19 protein-coding genes, 3 tRNA genes and 1 pseudogene are annotated in these 21,714 nt (G+C 58.9%); 20 read left to right on the plus strand and 3 right to left on the minus strand.

Features of this window, described 5'->3' with window-relative positions:
* A pseudogene (locus AGR2A_RS08080) lies at positions 1-790 on the minus strand (IS256 family transposase); the annotation flags it as partial.
* A 189-nt stretch (positions 791-979) separates the two neighbouring features.
* On the opposite strand from AGR2A_RS08080, the gene AGR2A_RS08085 reads away from it, so the two are divergent.
* Positions 980-3,178 carry an esterase-like activity of phytase family protein gene (locus AGR2A_RS08085; RefSeq protein WP_072494909.1) on the plus strand — a complete coding sequence of 733 codons (2,199 nt, stop codon included), beginning with the start codon at positions 980-982 and terminating at the stop codon, positions 3,176-3,178.
* Between the two features lie 192 nt (positions 3,179-3,370).
* On the opposite strand, the gene AGR2A_RS29515 is transcribed toward AGR2A_RS08085, so the two are convergent.
* Both AGR2A_RS29515 and AGR2A_RS08090 read right to left on the minus strand, forming a co-directional pair.
* Positions 3,371-3,508 carry a hypothetical protein gene (locus tag AGR2A_RS29515; protein WP_006697989.1) on the minus strand — a complete coding sequence of 46 codons (138 nt, stop codon included), beginning with the start codon at positions 3,506-3,508 and terminating at the stop codon, positions 3,371-3,373.
* Between the two features lie 321 nt (positions 3,509-3,829).
* A tRNA-Val gene (locus AGR2A_RS08090) sits at positions 3,830-3,905 on the minus strand.
* 447 nt (positions 3,906-4,352) lie between these two features.
* Between AGR2A_RS08090 and AGR2A_RS08095 the strand changes: the two genes are divergently transcribed.
* The 19 genes from AGR2A_RS08095 to AGR2A_RS08185 all read left to right on the plus strand — a co-directional run bounded on the left by AGR2A_RS08095 (position 4,353) and on the right by AGR2A_RS08185 (position 21,515).
* Positions 4,353-4,429 (plus strand) — tRNA-Asp (locus AGR2A_RS08095).
* 41 nt (positions 4,430-4,470) lie between these two features.
* Positions 4,471-4,547: transfer RNA gene (locus AGR2A_RS08100), tRNA-Asp, on the plus strand.
* A 435-nt stretch (positions 4,548-4,982) separates the two neighbouring features.
* Positions 4,983-5,348 (plus strand): NADH-quinone oxidoreductase subunit A, encoded by a 366-nt coding sequence (locus AGR2A_RS08105; protein ID WP_003496469.1) that lies wholly within the window; start codon positions 4,983-4,985, stop codon positions 5,346-5,348.
* A complete protein-coding gene (locus AGR2A_RS08110; RefSeq protein WP_003496467.1) occupies positions 5,339-5,923 on the plus strand; it encodes a NuoB/complex I 20 kDa subunit family protein in 585 nt (194 codons plus the stop codon). Before AGR2A_RS08105 ends, AGR2A_RS08110 begins: the two co-directional genes overlap by 10 nt.
* Before the next feature lie 20 nt (positions 5,924-5,943).
* Complete coding sequence (locus AGR2A_RS08115) at positions 5,944-6,546, plus strand: NADH-quinone oxidoreductase subunit C (RefSeq protein ID WP_004441311.1); 603 nt, start codon at positions 5,944-5,946, stop codon at positions 6,544-6,546.
* Positions 6,543-6,971 carry a GFA family protein gene (locus AGR2A_RS08120; RefSeq protein ID WP_004441314.1) on the plus strand — a complete coding sequence of 143 codons (429 nt, stop codon included), beginning with the start codon at positions 6,543-6,545 and terminating at the stop codon, positions 6,969-6,971. Before AGR2A_RS08115 ends, AGR2A_RS08120 begins: the two co-directional genes overlap by 4 nt.
* Before the next feature lies 1 nt (position 6,972).
* Entirely contained in the window at positions 6,973-8,163 is a 1,191-nt protein-coding gene (locus AGR2A_RS08125; protein WP_004441317.1) for an NADH-quinone oxidoreductase subunit D, read from the plus strand.
* Positions 8,163-8,423 (plus strand): hypothetical protein, encoded by a 261-nt coding sequence (locus tag AGR2A_RS08130; protein WP_006697991.1) that lies wholly within the window; start codon positions 8,163-8,165, stop codon positions 8,421-8,423. Before AGR2A_RS08125 ends, AGR2A_RS08130 begins: the two co-directional genes overlap by 1 nt.
* Positions 8,424-8,439: 16 nt before the next feature.
* The gene (locus tag AGR2A_RS08135; protein WP_004441319.1) at positions 8,440-9,549 is read left to right on the plus strand and encodes an NADH-quinone oxidoreductase subunit E; all 1,110 of its coding nucleotides are present in this window, start codon (positions 8,440-8,442) and stop codon (positions 9,547-9,549) included.
* 10 nt (positions 9,550-9,559) lie between these two features.
* Positions 9,560-10,864: an NADH-quinone oxidoreductase subunit NuoF gene (nuoF, locus tag AGR2A_RS08140; protein ID WP_004441321.1), complete on the plus strand. Its 1,305-nt coding sequence runs from the start codon at positions 9,560-9,562 to the stop codon at positions 10,862-10,864.
* A 150-nt stretch (positions 10,865-11,014) separates the two neighbouring features.
* Positions 11,015-13,096, plus strand: coding sequence for an NADH-quinone oxidoreductase subunit NuoG (nuoG, locus tag AGR2A_RS08145; RefSeq protein ID WP_072494303.1), 2,082 nt, complete (start codon positions 11,015-11,017; stop codon positions 13,094-13,096).
* Positions 13,097-13,108: 12 nt separating this feature from the next.
* A complete protein-coding gene (gene nuoH, locus AGR2A_RS08150) occupies positions 13,109-14,155 on the plus strand; it encodes an NADH-quinone oxidoreductase subunit NuoH (RefSeq protein ID WP_004441324.1) in 1,047 nt (348 codons plus the stop codon).
* Positions 14,156-14,191: 36 nt separating this feature from the next.
* Positions 14,192-14,683: an NADH-quinone oxidoreductase subunit NuoI gene (gene nuoI, locus AGR2A_RS08155; RefSeq protein ID WP_004441327.1), complete on the plus strand. Its 492-nt coding sequence runs from the start codon at positions 14,192-14,194 to the stop codon at positions 14,681-14,683.
* Between the two features lie 136 nt (positions 14,684-14,819).
* Positions 14,820-15,434 carry an NADH-quinone oxidoreductase subunit J gene (locus AGR2A_RS08160; RefSeq protein WP_004441329.1) on the plus strand — a complete coding sequence of 205 codons (615 nt, stop codon included), beginning with the start codon at positions 14,820-14,822 and terminating at the stop codon, positions 15,432-15,434.
* 28 nt (positions 15,435-15,462) lie between these two features.
* Positions 15,463-15,771: an NADH-quinone oxidoreductase subunit NuoK gene (nuoK, locus tag AGR2A_RS08165; protein WP_003521516.1), complete on the plus strand. Its 309-nt coding sequence runs from the start codon at positions 15,463-15,465 to the stop codon at positions 15,769-15,771.
* 7 nt (positions 15,772-15,778) lie between these two features.
* Entirely contained in the window at positions 15,779-17,776 is a 1,998-nt protein-coding gene (nuoL, locus tag AGR2A_RS08170; RefSeq protein ID WP_004441331.1) for an NADH-quinone oxidoreductase subunit L, read from the plus strand.
* The gene (locus AGR2A_RS08175; RefSeq protein ID WP_004441333.1) at positions 17,776-19,287 is read left to right on the plus strand and encodes an NADH-quinone oxidoreductase subunit M; all 1,512 of its coding nucleotides are present in this window, start codon (positions 17,776-17,778) and stop codon (positions 19,285-19,287) included. Before nuoL ends, AGR2A_RS08175 begins: the two co-directional genes overlap by 1 nt.
* 18 nt (positions 19,288-19,305) lie before the next feature.
* Positions 19,306-20,748 (plus strand): NADH-quinone oxidoreductase subunit NuoN, encoded by a 1,443-nt coding sequence (nuoN, locus tag AGR2A_RS08180; protein ID WP_022556035.1) that lies wholly within the window; start codon positions 19,306-19,308, stop codon positions 20,746-20,748.
* A 26-nt stretch (positions 20,749-20,774) separates the two neighbouring features.
* On the plus strand, positions 20,775-21,515 hold the full coding sequence (locus AGR2A_RS08185) for a biotin--[acetyl-CoA-carboxylase] ligase (RefSeq protein ID WP_167378180.1): 741 nt from the start codon (positions 20,775-20,777) through the stop codon (positions 21,513-21,515).
* The last annotated feature ends 199 nt before the right edge of the window (positions 21,516-21,714 follow it).

A 21,714-nucleotide genomic window follows, 5' to 3' on the forward strand; every position in this document is an offset into this window, starting at 1 on the left:
GTCCGCTCTTCCCGGCATGGGCAAGCGCATTGCGCATAAAGTGGACCCGGCACCTCTGCCATGTGGCGGACAGCACCTTCGACACCGCTGCCTTGATGCCCTCATGCGCATCGGAGACAGCAAGGCTTCACGCCGCGCAGGCCTCGCCTGGTCAGCTTGCGCAGGAACTCAGTCCAGATCGCTTCTGCTTCTGAAGTGCCGATCTCCATGCCGAGCACCTCGCGTCGACCGTCGGTGTTGACGCCGACAGCGATGATGACAGCGACAGAGACGATGCGTCCGCCGCGACGAACCTTCAGATAGGTGGCATCGATCCAGAGGTATGGCCACTCGCCCTCGATAGGACGGTCGAGGAAGGCCTTCACCTTCTCGTCGATCTCCTCGCAGAGCCGCGATACCTGGCTCTTGGAGATGCCGCTCATGCCCATGGCCTTGACGAGATCATCTACGGATCGGGTCGAAACGCCTTGGATGTAAGCCTCCTGATGACCGCCGTCAGAGCCTTCTCCGCCATCCGGCGCGGCTCCAGGAAACTCGGGAAGTAGCTGCCTGTGCGAAGCTTGGGAATGCGCAGCTCGACGGTCCCTGCTCGTGTCTCCCAGTCTCGATCGCGGTAGCCGTTGCGCTGGGCAAGTCGAAAGCCGTTCTTCTCGCCATATCCCGCGCCAGTCTTCGCCCCGACTTCCAGTGCCATCAACTTCTCGGCAGCAAAGCCGATCATATCCCGGAGCAAATCGGCGTCGGCACTCTTCTCAACGAGTGAGCGCAGGTTCATCATATCGTCGGTCATCGGTGGTGTCCTTCAGGTTGGATCTAAGCAACCCGACCCTACCGGAAATCACCGATGGCTATGAAATCCAGCTACACCACGCGCTGGGACACGATCCGGGCTTTTTGATTCCGGGCCATGAAGTGTCATGCCACTGTCATGTCCGTGACGCAGAAGCCTTGGGATATTTCTGAACCCAAGGGGGATAAAATGGCGTTCCGATTTTCTCAGATGGCCTTGACCGCGGCTCTGCTTACATCTGCAGCCTTTCCGGCGGCCGCAGAGCCGGTTTTTAACCGCATTGCTTCTTTCCCGGTAGCGAAGAACCTGCCCGCGGACAAGGACGCCAAGTCCGTGACCTCGGCTGAAATCATCACCGCCAGCGAAGACGGCAAGACGCTGATCTATTCGGACAGCCCGCTCGGCGGCATCGGCTTCATCGACATCACCGATGCCAAGGCTCCCAAGGCCGGCGGCGCATTGCTGCTGGAAGGTGAGCCGACCTCCGTTGCCGTTGCCGGTCTCAAGGTTCTCGCCGGCGTCAATACCTCGGAAAACCGCGCCAAGCCCTCCGGCAAGCTCGTGACTGTCGATATCGCTGCCAAGAAGATCGAAGCGAGCTGTGATCTCGGCGGTCAACCGGATTCAGTCGCGGTGTCTCCGGATAAAACCTTTGCCGCCATCGCTATCGAAAACGAACGTGATGAAGAGGTGAACGAAGGCGCTCTGCCGCAGATGCCAGCCGGTTATTTAGTCACTGTCGGCCTGAAGGACGGCGTTGCCGACTGCGCGACGCTGAAGAAGATCGACGTTACCGGTCTCGCCGAGATTTCCCCTGAAGATCCGGAACCGGAATTCGTCTCGATCAATGCCAATGGCGAGATCGCGCTGACGCTGCAGGAAAACAACCATATCGTCATCATCGACGGCAAGACCGGCACGGTGAAGACGCATTTCTCTGCCGGCACCGTCAATCTGGAAGGCATCGACACCAAGACCGATGGCCAGCTGAAATTCACCGACAAGCAGGAAGGCCGCAAGCGCGAACCTGACGCCGTCAAGTGGCTGGACAATGACCGTATCGTCATCGCCAACGAGGGCGACTGGCAAGGCGGTGCACGCGGCTTCACCATTTTCGACAAGACCGGCAAGCTCCTTTATGAAGCCGGAGCTTCGCTCGAGCACGCGGTTGCCGCCATTGGCCATTATCCAGAAAAACGCTCTAAGGCCAAGGGCATCGAGCCGGAGGGTCTGGAAACGGCGACCTTCGATGGTCAGAAGTACTTCTTCGTGCTTGCCGAGCGCGCTTCGATTGCCGCTGTTTACAAGGATACCGGCGCAGAGCCGCAGCTCACGCAGCTCCTGCCTTCGGGCATTTCGCCGGAAGGCGCTGTCGCCATCCCCGCGCGCAACCTCTTCGTCACGGCCAATGAGGGCGATCTGGTGGAAGACGGCGGCGCCCGCTCGCATGTCATGATCTATGAACGCGCCGAAGGTGAGCCGGCCTATCCGCAGCTGGTATCCGCCACTGTCGATGGTGCGCCTATCGGCTGGGGCGCTCTTTCGGGTCTGGTAGGCGATGCCGAGAAGCCAGGCATCCTCTATGCCGTGTCCGACTCGGTCTATGGTAACCAGCCGTCGATCTACACCATCGACGCGACCAAGAAGCCCGCCACCATCACCAGCGTGCTGCGTGTCAAGCGCGACGGCATTGCCGCGCAGAAACTCGACATCGAAGGCATCACGCTGGATGGCAAGGGAGGGTTCTGGCTGGCCTCCGAAGGCGACAGCGCCAAGCTTGTTCCGCATGCGCTCTACAACGTCAATGCCAAGGGTGAAATCAAGGCCGAAATCGCCTTGCCAAAAGAACTGCTCGCAGGCGATACCCGCTTCGGTTTCGAAGGCGTTACCATGATCGGCAAGGGCGATGACGCGACGCTGTGGATGGCCGTGCAGCGCGAATGGGGCACGGACGAGAAGGGCTTCGTCAAGCTCGTCTCCTATAATCCAAAGTCCAAGGAATGGGGCGCCGTGCGCTACCCGCTCGATAAGACCGAAGCCGGTTGGGTCGGCCTGTCCGAAATCACCGCACAGGGCGACAATGTCTATATCGTCGAGCGCGACAACCAGATCGGTGACAAGGCCAAGATCAAGAAGCTCTACCGCGTGGCGATTGCCGACCTGAAGCCGGGCAAGATCGGTGGCGAATTGCCGCTGGTCACCAAGCAGGAGGCCCATGACTTCCTGCCCGACCTCAAGGCCCAGACCAACGGCTATGTCGTCGACAAGCTGGAAGGCTTCACCTTCGACAAGGCGGGAACGGCCTATGCCGTGACAGATAATGACGGCGTCGATGATTCTTCCGGCGAGACGCTGTTCTTCAAGGTCGAGATGAAGGCGATCAACTGATTGCACACGACAGCGCCGCAACGGAAAAAGCCGGGCATAGCCCGGCTTTTTTAATGCGGTATGGGTCTGAATGCCGGGCGTTTATACGATACGTCATATGCAAGCCCTCAAAAGGCATTGCCGCTTCGCATCGGTGATCGAAAGTTCTCTCCGGAGGTCGTCCGGGATAATGGTGCGATCCCAGCGCCCGGATCACCGCCCCATGGAATTCTTGTTTTTGGAAATATCTGGTTTTTCCGAATCCTGCTGGACCCAGCGGAAAAAAATGTAAACAGGCAGCGCAATAAGCGCGAGTGTAACAAACGCGTCGAGTGACATGGTTTCATCCATCAGTTCCACCGCTCATCATGAAACGGCCTGAAAACAATGCCCGAAATCTCTTTAAAAATTCTAAATCTGCTTATTTTTCGGTATGTTGCGGGGTGAAACAGGGATGGCTGCGGCTGTGCGAATCTGAAACGAAAGTCCCGGTTTGGCACGGCGCGGCAACTGGGAAATGTGATTCTACACCGCAGTAACGCGCGACCATGGCCCTTCCATGCCACCGAGGGCAGGGGTTGCGCATCGAAGCCAAGCATACATGGTGAAGCGCAACCGCGTACGGTTCAAACCGCGATCGGCGAGGCTGCTTTAAATCACTGTGAGAAGGAATGGTGGGCGATGAGAGACTCGAACTCCCGACATCCTCGGTGTAAACGAGGCGCTCTACCAACTGAGCTAATCGCCCTTCGCGTCTTGCGGATCATGTCCGCCGCGTCGGTGGCCGTGATGTATTCGGATCGGAAAAAAACCGCAAGGGCTTTTGTGAAGTTTTTTTGTTTTTTTTCGGGGAGGTTTTTCCCTCCACCGAAGGGGAGGGCCAAAAAGCCGGGAACTGCGGGCTTTTTGGTAAATTCAGAAACCAATGACGTCATGACGGCCCCGTAGAAATGACGTTGATAAAGCGGCTGGCTGTGGACAAGTTTTTTGTTTTCGTTGGGAAAAGCCCGCAAAACAGGGCATTTGCTGGAGCGTCGATAAAAGGCCCCAGGGTTTTTCCTGATCAAAATGAAAAAGCTTATTCTTTTGTCGTGAAACCTGCTTGACACCCCCGCACGAACGCCGTAGTTAGCCGCTCAACGAACAGCCGAGGCTGGTTCGTACGGCGGAACCAAGGTTCTGTCCGTCAGGATAAGCGGGTGTAGCTCAGTTGGTTAGAGTGCCGGCCTGTCACGCCGGAGGTCGCGGGTTCGAGCCCCGTCACTCGCGCCATCCTGTTCCTCGGAAAAAACGCAGATGAATGTCTGTGGAGCGCGGGTGTAGCTCAGTCGGTTAGAGTGCCGGCCTGTCACGCCGGAGGTCGCGGGTTCGAGCCCCGTCACTCGCGCCATTTCTCTTTCTTGAAATGTCTTCATCTGAACAATCGATGCGCGGTCTGCGCGGCTTTGTCTTCAGCGATTCAGGTCTCTGATTCCGGCCGTTTCCCGCGGGATTTTTCCTGCTTTTATCAGTCAAGTTTCGATTTCCCGATATCGTCACTTCGCCAACGTTTGGGCGTAAAAATCGTGTGACTTTTTTGCGGTTGCGTCCTTCAATCGATTATTATTGTATTTGAGGGGCTTAGGTCGGAAATGTGGCCCAAATTTGCGTCAATTCCGGCAATATTGTTGCCAATCAATGCGGCAGGTGTCTTGAAATGGTGCCTAAACTCTTGCAGAGAGGGCGCGGCTGCGCTAACCACTTTGGCGTTGCAACATATTTGTCCGCTCTTTGAGACTAAGGTCACAAAGGCAGGCCCGGCACCCGGCCGGGCAGGGAAGAGACCATGACTGAACTCCTCAGTTCCTACATTCCGATCGCAATATTCATCGGTATCGCTCTTGTCATCGGCCTGGCGCTTCTGATCGCGCCTTTCGCTGTCGCTTACAAGGCGCCGGACCCGGAAAAGCTCTCTGCTTTCGAGTGCGGTTTCAACGCCTTCGACGATGCCCGCATGAAGTTCGATATCCGCTTTTATCTGGTGTCGATTCTGTTCATCATCTTTGACCTTGAAGTCGCGTTCCTGTTCCCATGGGCGGTGTCTTTCGGTGAGATGGGCTGGTTCGGTTTCTGGTCGATGATGGTGTTCCTCCTCGTTCTCACCATCGGCTTTATCTATGAGTGGAAGAAGGGAGCGCTGGAATGGGCATGAGCCAGAACAACAGCACGCTCGTCGCGCCGCAGCCGAAGGGGATCATCGATCCCTCAACCGGCAAGCCGGTTGGCAGCAACGATGCCTACTTCACTGAGATCAATGACGAGCTGGCCGACAAGGGCTTTCTCGTCACCTCGACAGACGAACTCATCACCTGGGCCCGTACCGGCTCGCTGATGTGGATGCAGTTCGGTCTTGCCTGCTGCGCCGTCGAAGGCCTGATGCAGGCTTCCGGTCCGCGTTACGACATGGAGCGCTTCGGTGTCGCCCCGCGCGCCTCGCCGCGCCAGTCGGACGTGATGATCGTCGCCGGCACGCTGACCAACAAGATGGCTCCGGCTCTGCGTAAGGTCTATGACCAGATGCCTGAGCCGCGTTACGTCATCTCCATGGGTTCCTGCGCCAATGGCGGCGGTTATTACCATTATTCCTACGCCGTCGTGCGCGGCTGCGATCGCGTCGTGCCGGTGGATATCTACGTTCCGGGCTGTCCCCCCACGGCCGAAGCGCTGCTTTACGGCGTGCTTCTGCTGCAGAAAAAGATCCGGCGTACCGGTACGATCGAGCGCTAAGGGCAAAGGACGGATTTAGAATGAGCGAAGCTCTCAACGATCTTGCTGCTTACGTTAAGGAAGCGCGCGGTTCACTCGTGGTGTCGGCCGATATCGCCTATGGCGAGCTGACGCTGAACACGACGCCTGAAAGCGTAATCGCGCTTCTGACCTTCCTGCGCGACGATGTGCAGTGCGGATTCGTCAATATCATCGATATCTGCGGCGTTGACTGGCCGCAGCGCGAAAAGCGTTTCGATGTCGTCTATCATCTGCTGTCGCCGCGCCAGAATCTGCGCGTCCGCGTCAAGCTGCAGGTGGAGGAGGACGAGGGCGTTCCTTCTGCGACCTCCGTCTACATGGGTGCGGAGTGGTTCGAGCGTGAAGCCTGGGACATGTATGGCATTCCGTTTGAGGGCCATGCGGACCTTCGCCGCATCCTCACCGATTACGGTTTCGAAGGCCACCCGCTGCGCAAGGATTTCCCGGTTACCGGGTTTGTTGAAGTGCGTTACGATGACGTTCTGAAGCGCGTGCTTTATGAGCCGGTCGAGCTGAAGCAGGAATTCCGTAACTTCGACTTCCTTTCCCCTTGGGAAGGGACCGATTACGTTCTTCCTGGCGACGAAAAGGCCAAGCAATGAGCCAGGTCTCCGCGACAGAGCATGGGCAATGTCTTTGCGGCGCCGTCGGCCTTGAGGCCGTCATCGGCGCCCGCGAATTCGGCGTTTGCCATTGCTCCATGTGCCGCCGCTGGTCCGGCGGCGCGTTTCTGGCTGTCGAATGCGCTGATATCTCCGTCGAAAACGAAGAGAGCCTCGGCGTCTATTCCTCGTCGGAGTGGGGCGAGCGCTGCTTCTGCAAGAATTGCGGCAGCACGCTGATGTGGCGTTCCAAGGATGGCAAGCATTTTGCCGTGTCGCTGCAGGCTTTTGACAACCCTTCCAGTTTCAGGTTCGCGTCGCAGATTTTCACGGATGAAAAGCCTTCGAGCTATTCCTTCGCTGAGATCACGCAGAACATGACCGGCCCCGAATTCATCGCCATGATCACCTCGGCGGAGCACTAGAATGACTGAGCATAACGTCCGCAACTTCACGATCAACTTCGGTCCGGAACATCCCTCCGCGCACGGCGTGCTGCGTCTGGTTCTGGAACTGGACGGCGAAATCGTCGAGCGCGTTGATCCGCATATCGGTCTTCTGCATCGCGGAACCGAAAAGCTGATCGAGACGAAGACCTATCTGCAGGCCGTTCCTTACTTCGATCGTCTCGACTACGTCGCGCCGATGAACCAGGAGCACGCTTTCGCGCTCGCCGTCGAAAAGCTGCTCGGCCTCGAGATCCCGATGCGCGGCCAGCTGATCCGCGTTCTCTATTCGGAAATCGGCCGCATCCTCTCGCACATCATGAACGTGACCACGCAGGCCATGGACGTGGGCGCGATGACGCCGCCGGTCTGGGGCTTCGAAGAGCGCGAAAAGCTGATGGTGTTTTATGAGCGGGCCTGTGGCGCGCGCATGCACTCGGCCTATTTCCGGCCGGGCGGCGTCCACCAGGACCTGCCGCCGGAACTGGTCGACGATATCGGCAAGTGGTGCGATCCCTTCATCACCGTCCTCGACAATATCGAGGGCCTCCTGACGGATAACCGCATCTATAAGCAGCGTAACGTCGATATCGGCGTCGTCTCGCTGGAAGATGCCTTTGCCTGGGGCTTTACGGGCGTGATGGTGCGTGGTTCCGGCGCTGCCTGGGATTTGCGTCGTTCGCAGCCTTATGAGTGCTATTCCGATCTGGAATTCGACATCCCTGTTGGCAAGAACGGCGACTGCTATGATCGTTACCTGATCCGCATGCAGGAAATGCGCGAATCCGTGAAGATCATGAAGCAGTGCGTCGAGCTTTTGTCCGGCAAGCACCGCATCGGCCCGGTCTCCTCGCTGGATGGCAAGGTGGTTCCGCCCAAGCGCGGTGAGATGAAGCGTTCGATGGAAGCGCTGATCCACCACTTCAAGCTCTACACCGAAGGTTACCACGTTCCCGCTGGCGAAGTTTACGCCGCCGTCGAAGCGCCAAAGGGCGAGTTCGGCGTCTATGTGGTTGCCGATGGTTCCAACAAGCCTTACCGCTGCAAGATCCGCGCTCCGGGCTATGCCCATCTGCAGGCCATGGATTTTCTGTGCAAGGGCCATCAGCTTGCCGACGTTACAGCCGTGCTCGGCTCTCTCGACATCGTGTTCGGGGAGGTCGACCGCTGATGCGTCTGCCGCTGGCCATTCCGGCTTTTCTCGCAGCGATGACGGCACCCGTTCTTGCCCAGACGGCAACGGACGAGGGTGCTGTAGCGCTGTCGAGCGGCGGCTCTTCGACCATCAAGCAGCTCCTGTCGTCGGGATACGAGATCAAGGCCTCGGTTCCCAATGGCAGCAAGTTCATTGTGTTCATGCAAAAAGACAAGGCGGCTTATGCCTGCGAATTCGTCACGGTGGCGAGATCGCGGTGTGAGACGTTAAACTGAAAAGGCGTGAGGAAGTATGTCCGTTCGTCGACTAGCCGAAGATCAGTTCCAGCCCGTGGCATTTGCCTTCAACGCGGAAAACACCGCATGGGCTGAAAAGACGATCAAGAAATATCCCGAGGGGCGCCAGCAATCAGCGGTCATCCCGCTGCTCATGCGTGCCCAGGAGCAGGATGGCTGGGTTACCCGCGCCGCCATTGAAAAAGTCGCAGACATGCTGGACATGGCCTATATCCGTGTTCTTGAGGTCGCGACCTTCTATACGCAGTTCCAGCTGAAGCCGGTCGGCACGCGTGCCCACGTTCAGGTCTGCGGCACCACGCCCTGCATGCTGCGCGGCTCCGAAGCGCTGATGGATGTCTGCCGCAAGAAGATCCATCACGATCCGCTGCACACCAATGAGAGCGGCACGCTTTCCTGGGAAGAGGTGGAATGTCAGGGCGCCTGCGTCAACGCGCCGATGGTCATCATCTTCAAGGATGCCTATGAAGACCTGACGCCCGAGCGTCTGGAAGAGATCATCGATGCTTTCGAGGCAGGCAAGGGCGACACCGTCAAGACCGGCCCCCAGATCGACCGTCACCAGTCCGTGCCCGTTGGCGGCCTGACGACCCTGACGGAAGAGATCAAGCCTGACCGTTCCAATCTCGACAAGCCGGCTGAAGTGCCAGCGGATGCCGCACAGGTTCCGCCGTCCAACGCCGCCAAGCCGAAGACGGATGCGCCGGAAACCGATCCGAAGCTGAAGACGCCGGCCAACGAGCCCAAGGCTGCTGCTGAAAACGCAAAGGCTGGCGAAAAGGAATCGGTCGGCAAGGAAGCGGCAGCATCAAAGCCGTCGCTGGATTCCGCGGATCGTCCGGCAGGCATCGAAAAGCCAGCTGCCCCTGATGACCTGAAGCTCATTTCCGGCGTCGGCCCCAAGATTGAGGGTACGCTGAACGAGCTCGGCATCTTCACCTATGCGCAGATCGCCGGCTGGAAGCAGGCCGAATGCGACTGGGTCGATGGATATCTGAATTTCAAGGGCCGTATCGGCCGTGATGACTGGGTCAAGCAGGCCGAGGCGCTCGCCAAGGGTGGCGAAGCCGAGTATATCAGGGTCTTCGGCAAGAAGCCGCGGTAAGAGGTGAAGCATGTTAAAAGATCAGGATCGCATCTTTACCAATCTCTACGGCCTCAAGGACAAGTCCCTGAAAGGCGTGCTGGCGCGCGGCCACTGGGACGGCACCAAGCAGATCATCGAAAAGGGCCGTGACTGGATCATCAACGAGATGAAGGCTTCGGGCCTTCGCGGTCGCGGCGGCGCTGGCTTCCCGACGGGTCTCAAGTGGTCCTTCATGCCGAAGGAAAATGACGGCCGTCCTCATTATCTCGTCGTTAACGCCGATGAATCCGAGCCCGGCACCTGCAAGGACCGCGAAATCCTGCGCAACGATCCGCATACGCTGATCGAAGGCTGCGTGATCGCCGGTTTCGCCATGGGCGCGCACACCGCTTACATCTATGTTCGCGGCGAATATATGCGCGAACGTGAGGCTCTTCAGGCGGCCATCGACGAATGTTACGATGCCGGTCTGCTCGGCGGTAACAACAAGAATGGCTGGGATTTCGACATCTACGTGCATCACGGCGCGGGCGCCTATATCTGCGGCGAAGAGACGGCACTGCTCGAAAGCCTTGAAGGCAAAAAGGGCCAGCCGCGTCTGAAGCCGCCGTTCCCGGCCAATATGGGTCTTTACGGCTGCCCGACGACCGTCAACAACGTTGAATCGATCGCGGTTGCCCCGACCATTCTGCGCCGCGGCGCTGCCTGGTTCTCGTCCATCGGCCGTCCCAACAACGTCGGCACCAAGCTGTTCATGGTCTCCGGCCATGTCGAACGTCCCTGCACCTTCGAAGACGCGCTCGGCCTGTCCTTCCGCGAACTGATCGAACACCATTGCGGTGGCATTCGTGGCGGCTGGGACAATCTGCTCGGCGTAATCCCCGGCGGCGCTTCCTGCCCCATCGTTCGCGGTGAGGACATGAAGGACGCCATCATGGATTTCGACGGCATGCGCGAAGTGAAATCCTCCTTCGGCACCGGAGGCATGATCGTCATGGACAAGTCCACCGACGTCATCAAGGCGATCGCTCGCATCGCGGCCTTCTTCAAGCACGAAAGCTGCGGCCAGTGCACGCCGTGCCGTGAAGGCACGGGCTGGATGTGGCGCGTGCTGGAGCGCATGGTCAAGGGCAATGCGCAGAAGCGCGAAATCGACATGCTGTTTGAAGTGACGAAGCAGATCGAAGGCCACACCATCTGTGCGCTCGGCGACGCCGCAGCATGGCCGGTACAGGCGCTGATCCGCAATTTCCGTCCGGAAATCGAAAAGCGCATCGACCAATATACCTACAGGGCCATGGATGATGGCGCTGTTCTGGAAGCCGCTGAATAAGCACCAAGGCTTCGGGCGGAGCCGGAGATTTCCGGCCTCGCGACACCATGAAGCGCCTGGCAGATGATTAAGAGTGCCGGGCGTGATTAAGGATTTGTTGCGGACCGTGTGAGACATGGGACGAACAGGCAACAGGACGTAAGTAGAACCATGGCAAAGCTCAAGGTTGACGGTAAAGAGATCGAGGTTCCGGATCATTTCACGCTGTTGCAGGCGTGCGAGGAGGCTGGCGCCGAAGTTCCGCGCTTTTGTTTTCATGAGCGCTTGTCGGTCGCGGGTAACTGCCGCATGTGTCTCATCGAGGTAAAGGGCGGACCGCCGAAGCCGGCCGCTTCCTGCGCCATGGGCGTGCGCGACGTTCGCGGCGGCCCGAACGGCGAATTGCCTGAGGTTTTCACCAACACGCCGATGGTCAAGAAGGCCCGCGAAGGCGTGATGGAGTTCCTGCTCATCAACCATCCGCTGGATTGCCCGATCTGCGACCAGGGCGGCGAATGCGACCTGCAGGACCAGGCCATGGCCTTCGGTATCGCCGGTTCGCGTTACGCGGAAAACAAGCGTGCGGTTGAAGACAAATATATCGGACCGCTCGTCAAGACGGTCATGAACCGCTGCATCCACTGCACGCGTTGCGTCCGTTTCACCACGGAAGTGGCTGGCATTGCCGAACTCGGCCTCATCGGCCGTGGCGAAGATGCCGAAATCACTACCTATCTCGAGCAGGCGATGACCTCGGAGCTGCAGGGCAACGTCGTTGACCTTTGCCCCGTCGGCGCGCTCACCTCCAAGCCTTTCGCCTTCACGGCCCGTCCGTGGGAACTGAACAAGATCGAAACCATCGACGTGATGGACGCTCTCGGTTCGGCCATCCGCGTCGATACCCGCGGCCGCGAAGTCATGCGTGTCATGCCGCGTGTCAACGAGGCCATCAACGAAGAGTGGATTTCCGACAAGAGCCGCTTCATCTGGGATGGCCTGAAGACTCAGCGCCTCGACCGGCCTTACGTCCGCAAGGATGGCCGCCTGCAGCCCGCAACCTGGGGCGAAGCCTTCGGTGCGATCAAGCAGGCTGTGGCTGCGACCTCAGGCAACAAGATCGGCGCGATTGCCGGCGATCTGTCGTCTGTCGAAGAAATGTTCGCGCTGAAGTCGCTTCTCGCGTCGCTCGGCTCGGCCAATGTTGATTGCCGCCAGGATGGCGCAGCGCTTGACCCGTCTCTCGGCCGCGCCAGCTACCTGTTCAATTCCACCATCGAAGGTATCGAACAGGCGGACGCCCTGCTGATCGTCGGCTCCAACCCGCGTTACGAAGCAGCTGTCCTCAACGCCCGCATCCGCAAGCGCTGGCGTCGCGGCGGTTTCCCGATCGGTGTGATCGGTGAAGCCGGTGAGCTGCGTTACAATTACGAATATCTCGGCTCGGGCGCTGAAACACTGTCCGATCTCGCCAATGGTTCGCACAGCTTCGTTGACAAGCTGAAGTCTGCCAAGAATCCGCTGATCATCATCGGTCAGGGCGCATTGTCCCGTGCTGATGGCGCTGCTGTTCTTGCCGCTGCTGCCAAGCTCGCCACCTCGGTCGGCGCTGTCACCGAAGAGTGGAATGGCTTCTCGGTCCTGCACACTGCCGCTGCCCGCGTGGGTGGTCTCGATATCGGCTTCGTGCCGGGTGAGGGCGGTGTTGCTGCAGCCGACATGGTCTCCTCGATGGATGTTCTCTTCCTGCTCGGCGCCGATGAACTCGACCTGTCGAATAAGGGTGCGAAGTTCACCGTCTATATTGGCAGCCATGGCGATCAGGGTGCAATGAACGCCGACGTCATCCTTCCGGGTGCGGCCTATACGGAGAAGTCCGGTATCTGGGTCAACACCGAAGGTCGCGTTCAGGTCGGCAACCGTGCCGGTTTCGCACCGGGCGAGGCCCGCGAAGACTGGGCGATCCTGCGTGCGCTGTCCGACGTCCTCGGCAAGAAGCTGCCGTTCGATTCGCTGTCTGCCCTGCGCGGCCAGCTCTACGTCGCGCATCCGCATCTGGCGGAAACCGACGAGATCGTTGCCGGCAAGGCTTCGGATATCGAGGCTCTGGCTGCTAAAACCGGCTCGCTCGTGAAGTCGGCGTTTGCTTCGCCGGTAAAAGACTTTTATTTGACGAACCCGATTGCGCGCGCCTCTGCCGTCATGGCCGAGTGCTCCGCATTGGCCCGCAACAATTTCCAGGCTGCGGCAGAGTAAGGGTAGGGGATTATGGAATCGTTTTTCTGGAGCTACGTCTGGCCCGCGCTGATCATGGTCGGCCAGTCCCTGCTGCTTCTCGTTTGCCTTCTGGTGGCCATCGCCTTCCTGCTGCTTGCTGACCGCAAGGTCTGGGCGGCCGTACAGCTGCGCCGTGGTCCGAACGTCGTTGGTCCCTTCGGTCTTTTCCAGTCCTTCGCTGACCTCTTGAAGTTCATCCTGAAGGAGCCCGTTATCCCGGCCGGCGCCAACAAGGCGGTCTTCCTGCTGGCGCCGTTGGTTGCCGTGACGCTGGCGCTCGCCACCTATGCCGTCATTCCCTTCAATGAAGGCTGGGTCGTCGCCAATATCAATGTCGGCATTCTCTACATCTTCGCGATCTCGTCGCTTGAAGTGTACGGCATCATCATGGGCGGCTGGGCTTCGAACTCGAAATATCCGTTCCTCGGCGCGCTGCGTTCGGCGGCACAGATGGTGTCCTACGAAGTCTCGATCGGTCTCGTCATCGTCACCGTTCTGCTTTGCGTTGGTTCGCTGAACCTCACGGATATCGTTCTGGCGCAGCGTACCGGCCTCGGCACCATGCTCGGCTTGCCGGCATCGTTCCTTGACTGGCACTGGCTGTCGCTGTTCCCGATGTTCATCGTGTTCTTCATTTCGGGTCTCGCCGAAACCAACCGTCCGCCCTTCGACCTTCCGGAAGCGGAATCGGAACTGGTTGCCGGTCACATGGTGGAATATGGCTCCACGCCGTACATGATGTTCATGCTCGGTGAATATGCTGCGATCGTTCTGATCTGCTGCCTGACGACCATCCTGTTCCTTGGCGGCTGGCTGCCGATCGTCGATGTATGGTTCCTGAACTGGGTGCCGGGCATCGTCTGGTTCGCCATCAAGGGCTGCATGGTATTCTTCATGTTCGCTCTGGTGAAGGCCTTCGTTCCGCGTTACCGCTATGACCAGCTCATGCGCCTTGGCTGGAAGGTGTTCCTGCCGCTGTCGCTCGCCATGGTCGTTATTGTTGCATTCGTATTGAAGCTGACGGGGTGGGCCGGTTGATGTCTGAACTCCTCGCTCAAAGATCTGGAGACTGAGATGGCAAGCCTCTCCCAAGCCGTCAACTCGCTGTTCCTCAAGGAATTCGTCGGCGCGATCTTCCTGACCATGCGTCACTTCTTCAAGCAGAAGGCGACGATCAACTATCCTTTCGAGAAGGGTCCGGTGTCGCCGCGCTTCCGTGGTGAACATGCGCTGCGCCGTTATCCGAACGGTGAAGAACGCTGCATCGCCTGCAAGCTGTGTGAAGCGATCTGTCCTGCTCAGGCAATCACCATCGAAGCCGGCCCGCGTCGCAACGACGGCACCCGCCGCACGGTGCGTTACGATATCGACATGGTGAAGTGCATCTATTGCGGCTTCTGCCAGGAAGCCTGCCCGGTGGACGCCATCGTTGAAGGCCCGAACTTCGAATTCGCGACGGAAACCCGCGAAGAGCTTTATTTCGACAAGCAGAAGCTTCTCGACAATGGCGACCGCTGGGAGCGTGAAATCGCGCGCAACCTCGCACTGGATGCACCTTACCGTTAAGGTGCAACCGTCTTTCCGGGGAGCAACCCCGGAGAGCGATGAAAAGTAAAATGCCTGCGCGGTTTTCGCCGGCGGGGACGAAACGGGCGAGGGGGCTTCCGGCCATTTCTCCCGATGAGGACAAGAAGGCACCAAAATGGGTCTGCACGCTGTATTCTTTTATATATTCGCTTTCGTCGCCGTGGCGTCTGCGTTCATGGTCATCGCATCGAAGAACCCTGTTCATTCGGTGCTGTTTCTGATCCTGACCTTCTTCAACGCAGCTGCGCTGTTCCTGCTGACGGGAGCCGAATTCCTCGGCATGATCCTGCTGGTGGTTTATGTCGGCGCCGTGGCGGTGCTCTTCCTCTTCGTCGTCATGATGCTGGATGTGGATTTCGCCGAGCTTCGCTCCGGCGTGCTGCAATATGCGCCTGTTGGCGCGCTGATCGGCGTCATTCTTGCGGCTGAGCTGATCGTCGTCGTGGGCGGCAGCGTGCTCAACCCGCAGGCGGCCAAGTCCATCACCATGCCGATCCCGCCGGTTGCCGAACGCACCAATACGGCCGCGCTCGGCGACGTGCTTTATACCAATTACGTCTACTTCTTCCAGCTCGCCGGCCTCGTGCTGCTTGTGGCCATGATCGGCGCCATCGTGCTGACGCTGCGTCATCGCACCGACATCAAGCGGCAGGACATTGCCACGCAGGTCGGCCGTGACCCCAAGACTGCGGTTACCACGGTCAAGGTCAAGCCGGGCCAGGGCATCTGAGGCGCGAACGGATCCAAGGAAACAGAATATGGAAATCGGTCTTTCCCACTACCTGACGGTCAGCGCGATCCTCTTCACGATCGGCGTCTTCGGCATCTTCCTCAACCGGAAGAACGTCATCGTCATCCTGATGTCGATCGAACTCATTTTGCTCGCGGTCAACATCAACATGGTGGCCTTCTCGGCATTCCTGAACGATATCGTCGGCCAGGTCTTCGCCCTGTTCATTCTGACCGTTGCAGCCGCTGAAGCGGCGATCGGTCTTGCAATACTCGTTGTCTTCTACCGCAACCGCGGATCGATCGCCGTGGAAGACGTCAATATGATGAAGGGCTGATAAGGCTATGATCTACAAGGCTATCGTCTTTCTTCCACTGATCGGCTTCCTGATTGCGGGCCTCTTCGGCCGCTCCATCGGCGCCAAGGCATCGGAATATGTCACCACCGGTCTGATGATCGTGGTCGCCATCCTGTCCTGGATCGTGTTCTTCAATGTCGCACTCGCCCATGGCGAGCCGGGCGAGGTGATCAAGGTCACCGTGCTGCGCTGGATCCAGTCGGGCGGTATTGACGTCGAATGGGCGTTCCGCATCGACACGCTGACGGCCGTCATGTTCGTCGTGGTCAACACCGTCTCGACGCTGGTGCACCTCTATTCGATCGGATACATGCACCACGATCCGCATCGCCCGCGCTTCTTCGCCTATCTCTCGCTTTTCACCTTCGCAATGCTGATGCTGGTGACTTCCGACAACCTGCTGCAGATGTTCTTCGGCTGGGAAGGCGTGGGTCTGGCGTCCTATCTGCTGATCGGCTTCTGGTTCAAGAAGCCGTCCGCATCGGCTGCCGCGATGAAGGCCTTCATCGTCAACCGCGTCGGTGACTTCGGCTTCATCCTCGGCATCTCCGGCGTCTTCGTGCTGTTCGGCTCGATCAACTTCGAAACCATCTTTGCTGCCGCCGGCACTTATCTGCCGGCTGAGGGCGCTGCCTCGACCGAAACCGTCATCAACCTGTTCGGCATGCAGCTGGACAAGGCCAATGCGATGACGGGCGTCTGCCTGCTGCTCTTCATGGGCGCCATGGGTAAGTCGGCGCAGTTCCTGCTGCACACCTGGCTGCCGGACGCGATGGAAGGCCCAACCCCGGTTTCGGCGCTTATTCATGCCGCAACCATGGTCACCGCCGGTGTCTTCCTCGTCGCCCGCATGTCGCCGCTGTTTGAACTCTCGCATGATGCCTTGACCGTCGTGACGCTGATCGGCGCGATCACCGCCTTCTTCGCGGCGACCGTCGGTCTGGTGCAGAACGACATCAAGCGCGTTATCGCCTATTCGACCTGCTCGCAGCTCGGTTACATGTTCGTGGCGCTTGGCGTCGGTGCTTACGGTGCTGCCGTGTTCCACCTCTTCACGCACGCCTTCTTCAAGGCCCTGCTGTTCTTGTGCGCCGGCTCTGTTATCCACGCCGTCGATGGCGAGCAGGACATGCGTTACATGGGCGGTCTGCGCAAGCATATCCCCATCACCTTCTGGACCATGACTGTCGGCACGCTGGCGCTGACCGGCGTTGGTATCCCGGGAACGATGATCGGTTTTGCCGGCTTCTTCTCGAAGGACGTCATCATCGAATCCGCTTATGCCTCGCATTCGGTTCTGTCTGGTTTCGCCTTCACGCTGCTGGTCATCGCCGCGCTGTTCACCAGCTTCTATTCCTGGCGTCTGGCCTTCATGACCTTCTTCGGCAAGCCGCGTGCGTCTGCCGACGTCATGCACCATGTGCATGAATCGCCGATGGTCATGCTGATCCCGCTCTTCATCCTCACCGTTGGCGCGATCTTCGCCGGTGTTGCCTTCGAAGGTTACTTCTTCGGCCACGAATATGCCGAATTCTGGAAGGGCGCTCTCTTTACGCTCCCGGAAAACGAAATCCTTGAAGAGTTCCACCACGTTCCGCTGTGGGTGAAGTGGAGCCCGTTCTTTGCCATGGCCCTTGGTTTCGTGACCGCCTGGTACATGTACATCAAGTCGCCGGAGACGCCGAAGCGTCTGGCCGAGACCCATCGTGGCCTCTACCAGTTCCTTCTCAACAAGTGGTATTTCGACGAACTCTATGACTTCCTCTTCGTTCGTTCCGCAAAGGCGCTCGGCCGCTTCCTGTGGAAGAAGGGCGACGTCGCCGTCATCGACCACTATGGACCCAACGGCATTGCAGCGCGTGTGGTTGACGTGACCAACCGCATGGTCCGCCTGCAATCCGGTTACCTCTATCATTATGCCTTTGCGATGCTGATCGGCATCGCGGCGCTTGTCACCTGGATGATGCTCGGGAGTGCCCTCTGATGACCGATTGGCCCATTCTTTCAACGGTCACCTTTCTGCCGCTCGTCGGCGTGGTGCTCCTGCTTCTGACGAATGAGAACGGCCCCTATGGTCGCCGCAACATTCTCAATGTCTCGCTGCTGACGACCGTTTTCACTTTCATCGTGTCGCTGTTCATCTGGATCGGTTTCGACAATTCGAACCCCGGCTTCCAGATGGTCGAGAAGCATGAATGGTTCGGCAACATCGCCGCCTATCATCTCGGCGTCGATGGCATCTCCATGCTCTTCGTTATCCTCACCACTTTCCTCATGCCTTTCTGCGTGCTGGCAAGCTGGGATTCGGTCGAGAAGCGCATCAAGGAATACATGATCGCCTTCCTGCTGCTGGAAGTTGTCATGATCGGCGTCTTCGTGGCGCTGGATACCGTTCTCTTCTACGTCTTCTTCGAAGCGACGCTGATCCCGATGTTCATCATCATCGGCGTGTGGGGCGGCAAGGATCGCGTTTACGCCTCCTACAAGTTCTTCCTCTACACGCTGCTTGGCTCGGTTCTGACCATGCTCGCGATCATGGCCATGTACTGGCAGGCCGGCACGACCGATATGACGGAACTGCTGAAGTACGGCTTCCCGGCCGGCATGCAGACCTGGCTGTGGCTCGCCTGTTTTGCCGCCTTCTCGGTCAAGATGCCGATGTGGCCGGTGCACACCTGGCTGCCGGATGCCCACGTTCAGGCCCCGACCGCAGGTTCGGTCATTCTGGCTGGCGTCATGCTGAAGCTCGGCGGTTACGGTTTCATCCGCTTCTCGCTGTCGATGTTCCCGCTGGCGTCGGACTATTTCGCACCTTTCGTCTTTACGCTGTCGGTTCTCGCCATCATCTACACCTCGCTGGTGGCGATGATGCAGGACGACATCAAGAAGCTGATTGCCTACTCGTCTGTTGCCCACATGGGTTACGTCACGATGGGTATCTTCGCCGCCAACGTTCAGGGCGTGCAGGGCGCTATCTTCCAGATGCTGTCGCACGGTATCGTCTCGGGCGCGCTCTTCCTCTGCGTCGGCGTTGTTTACGACCGTCTGCATACCCGCGAAATCGCGGCCTATGGCGGTCTCGTCAACAACATGCCGAAATATGCGGTCGCCTTCATGATCTTCACCATGGCCAATGTCGGTCTGCCCGGCACATCAGGCTTCATCGGTGAATTCCTGACGCTGGTCGGTGTCTTCCGCGCCAACACGCTGGTTGCGCTGTTTGCCGCCACCGGTGTCATTCTCTCGGCCGCTTATGCGCTATGGCTTTATCGCCGCGTGATCTTCGGTGCGCTGGAGAAGGAAAGCCTGAAGAGCCTGCTCGATCTCTCGACCCGCGAAAAGGTCATCCTTTATCCGCTGGTTGTGCTGACCATCTTCTTCGGCGTCTATCCGGCTCCGGTGTTCGATGCGACAGCCGCATCGGTCGATCTTCTGGTAAACAACTATACGGCTGCATTGCAGGCGGCGCAAAATGTTGCGCTCACTATGAATTGACGACAGGACCCGTTGGACATGACCGCTGAAATCCTTTTTGCCAGTCTGCACATTGCGACGCCCGAGCTGATCCTCGCGATCGGCGCGCTGGCGCTGCTCATGATTGGCGTCTTCTCGGGCGACAAGTCGACAACGACGGTCACCGGCCTTGCCGTTGCCCTCCTGCTCGTCGTCGGTCTCTGGATCATCTTTGCCCCCGCATCGGGTGTGGCTTTCGGCGGTGTCTACATCGCCGATGCCTTCGGTAATTTCATGAAGGTGCTGGCGCTGATCGGCTCCATCACCGCCATGATCCTGGCCGTTGGCCAGGGCCGCTTCGAACCGATCGGCCGTTTCGAATATCCGGTGCTGCTGGTTCTCGCGACGCTCGGCATCCTGCTGATGATCTCGGCCAATAACCTGATCTCGCTCTACATGGCGCTGGAACTGCAGTCGCTCGCGCTCTACGTCGTCTGCGCCATCAACCGCGAGAGCCTGCGCTCTACGGAAGCGGGTCTGAAATACTTCGTTCTCGGTGCGCTCTCTTCCGGCATGCTGCTTTACGGCATGTCGCTGGTCTACGGCTTCACCGGCAATACCGGCTTCACGGAAATTGCCCAGGTTCTGGCCTCGGAAACCCGTTCGCTCGGTCTGGTCTTCGGCCTGGTCTTCGTTCTCGCTGGTCTCGCCTTCAAGATTTCGGCCGTTCCGTTCCACATGTGGACGCCGGACGTTTATGAAGGCGCGCCGACCCCGGTTACGGCCTTCCTCTCGGCCGCACCGAAGATCGGCGCCATGGCGATCCTCGTTCGCATCGTCATCGAGGCCTTCCAGCCGGTCTTTGCCGACTGGCAGCAGATCGTCGTCTTCATCTCCATCGCGTCCATGCTGCTCGGTTCCTTCGCCGCAATCGGCCAGAAGAACATCAAGCGCCTGATGGCCTATTCCTCCATCGGTCACATGGGTTATGCGCTGGTCGGTCTTGCTGCTGGCACGCAGGCTGGTGTTGCTGGCGTTATCCTTTACATGGCCGTCTACATGGTCATGACGCTTGGCACCTTCGCCTGCATCCTCGCCATGCGCCGCAAGGAAATCGGCAATGTCGAGAACGTCGAAGATCTCGCCGGTCTTTCGTCTTCCAATCCCTTCATGGCGGTTGTGCTGACGATCCTGATGTTCTCGCTTGCCGGCATTCCGCCGCTCGCCGGCTTCTTCGGCAAGTACTACGTGTTCCTGGCCGCCATCGAAGCGAAGCTTTATCCGCTCGCCATTATCGGTGTGATCGGCTCGGTTGTCGGCGCCTATTATTACATTCGCGTCGTCAAGGTCATGTGGTTTGATGAAGCCAAGGACAAGTTCGAGCGTCCGTCGGGCGAACTCAAAGTGGTTTATGCGCTGTCGGCCTTCTTCACCGTCGCCTTCATCGTCTTCGGCGGTGCACTTGGCAACGCGGTCACTGCTGCGGCGAAGACCTTCTTTTGAGCAGTACACGAAGGAATACGGGCCGGATGTCCATCGACGATATCAGGCACGAGGCGATGGCGGAAACGCCATCGACCAATCTGGAATGTTTCGCCCGGGCGCGGGCGGGCGATGGCGGCAACCTGTGGGTTACCGCCATCCGACAGACCGGCGGCCGGGGCCGCCGTGGCCGGGCCTGGGTGTCAGAGCCCGGCAATCTCTACGCTTCCCTTCTTCTGATCGATCCCGCGCCGATTGAGCGCATCGGCTCCCTGCCGCTCGCTTTTGCGCTCGCGGTCTATCGCGCCATTCGCGCGGTTTTGCCGCCGGGTGGTGAGGCTCTTGAGATCAAATGGCCAAATGACGTGCTGATCGGCCGCCGCAAGACCTGCGGCATTCTGATGGAAGCCGAGCTTTTGCCTGACGGCCGGCGCGCCATCGTCATCGGCATTGGTATCAATATCGCCCATAAACCTGATAATCCGCTTTATCCCGTTACTATGCTGTCGGAACATGGTGCGTCTTGCTCGCCCGAGGAACTGTTTGCCCATCTCTTCCGTGAAACGGCCGAGGTTCTGCGCGAATGGGATGAGGGCAGGGGCGTATCCGCCATCATCGCCAGCTGGCGGGCAGCGGCCTGCGGCATTGGCGAACATATCACCGTCAATTTCCCGGATCGTTCGATCGGCGGGCGTTTTGTCGGAATTGATGATAATGGTTATCTGCTGCTGGATGAGGACGAGGGCGCAAGACGCTCCATTGCCGCTGGCGACGTGTTTTTCGGATGAGGTGCACGGTGCGGGTAAAAAAACCGCGCCGAACCGGATCCCATAGGTTGGAGCTTTCCTGCAGCTCATGAAATGCAGGGTGACAAACCGGCTCCGCATCGGCCCGGTCGATCAGATGGTTCAACAGGTCCGATGCTGATAGCAGCGGCATGGCGCGGCGTGATGCCGTCCTGCGCGCTTTTTTGAATGGATAAGAAAA

The organism is Agrobacterium genomosp. 2 str. CFBP 5494 (genome assembly GCF_900013495.1).
Lineage (GTDB): Bacteria > Pseudomonadota > Alphaproteobacteria > Rhizobiales > Rhizobiaceae > Agrobacterium > Agrobacterium pusense.

What these genes read in the sequence shown, in the direction of transcription:
- AGR2A_RS08085 (WP_072494909.1), top strand. Translation starts at nt 980, where the DNA reads ATGGCGTTCCGATTTTCTCAGATGGCCTTGACCGCGGCTCTGCTTACA.
- AGR2A_RS29515 (WP_006697989.1), bottom strand. Translation starts at nt 3,508, where the DNA reads ATGGATGAAACCATGTCACTCGACGCGTTTGTTACACTCGCGCTTATT.
- AGR2A_RS08105 (WP_003496469.1), top strand. Translation starts at nt 4,983, where the DNA reads ATGACTGAACTCCTCAGTTCCTACATTCCGATCGCAATATTCATCGGT.
- AGR2A_RS08110 (WP_003496467.1), top strand. Translation starts at nt 5,339, where the DNA reads ATGGGCATGAGCCAGAACAACAGCACGCTCGTCGCGCCGCAGCCGAAG.
- AGR2A_RS08115 (WP_004441311.1), top strand. Translation starts at nt 5,944, where the DNA reads ATGAGCGAAGCTCTCAACGATCTTGCTGCTTACGTTAAGGAAGCGCGC.
- AGR2A_RS08120 (WP_004441314.1), top strand. Translation starts at nt 6,543, where the DNA reads ATGAGCCAGGTCTCCGCGACAGAGCATGGGCAATGTCTTTGCGGCGCC.
- AGR2A_RS08125 (WP_004441317.1), top strand. Translation starts at nt 6,973, where the DNA reads ATGACTGAGCATAACGTCCGCAACTTCACGATCAACTTCGGTCCGGAA.
- AGR2A_RS08130 (WP_006697991.1), top strand. Translation starts at nt 8,163, where the DNA reads ATGCGTCTGCCGCTGGCCATTCCGGCTTTTCTCGCAGCGATGACGGCA.
- AGR2A_RS08135 (WP_004441319.1), top strand. Translation starts at nt 8,440, where the DNA reads ATGTCCGTTCGTCGACTAGCCGAAGATCAGTTCCAGCCCGTGGCATTT.
- nuoF (WP_004441321.1), top strand. Translation starts at nt 9,560, where the DNA reads ATGTTAAAAGATCAGGATCGCATCTTTACCAATCTCTACGGCCTCAAG.
- nuoG (WP_072494303.1), top strand. Translation starts at nt 11,015, where the DNA reads ATGGCAAAGCTCAAGGTTGACGGTAAAGAGATCGAGGTTCCGGATCAT.
- nuoH (WP_004441324.1), top strand. Translation starts at nt 13,109, where the DNA reads ATGGAATCGTTTTTCTGGAGCTACGTCTGGCCCGCGCTGATCATGGTC.
- nuoI (WP_004441327.1), top strand. Translation starts at nt 14,192, where the DNA reads ATGGCAAGCCTCTCCCAAGCCGTCAACTCGCTGTTCCTCAAGGAATTC.
- AGR2A_RS08160 (WP_004441329.1), top strand. Translation starts at nt 14,820, where the DNA reads ATGGGTCTGCACGCTGTATTCTTTTATATATTCGCTTTCGTCGCCGTG.
- nuoK (WP_003521516.1), top strand. Translation starts at nt 15,463, where the DNA reads ATGGAAATCGGTCTTTCCCACTACCTGACGGTCAGCGCGATCCTCTTC.
- nuoL (WP_004441331.1), top strand. Translation starts at nt 15,779, where the DNA reads ATGATCTACAAGGCTATCGTCTTTCTTCCACTGATCGGCTTCCTGATT.
- AGR2A_RS08175 (WP_004441333.1), top strand. Translation starts at nt 17,776, where the DNA reads ATGACCGATTGGCCCATTCTTTCAACGGTCACCTTTCTGCCGCTCGTC.
- nuoN (WP_022556035.1), top strand. Translation starts at nt 19,306, where the DNA reads ATGACCGCTGAAATCCTTTTTGCCAGTCTGCACATTGCGACGCCCGAG.
- AGR2A_RS08185 (WP_167378180.1), top strand. Translation starts at nt 20,775, where the DNA reads ATGTCCATCGACGATATCAGGCACGAGGCGATGGCGGAAACGCCATCG.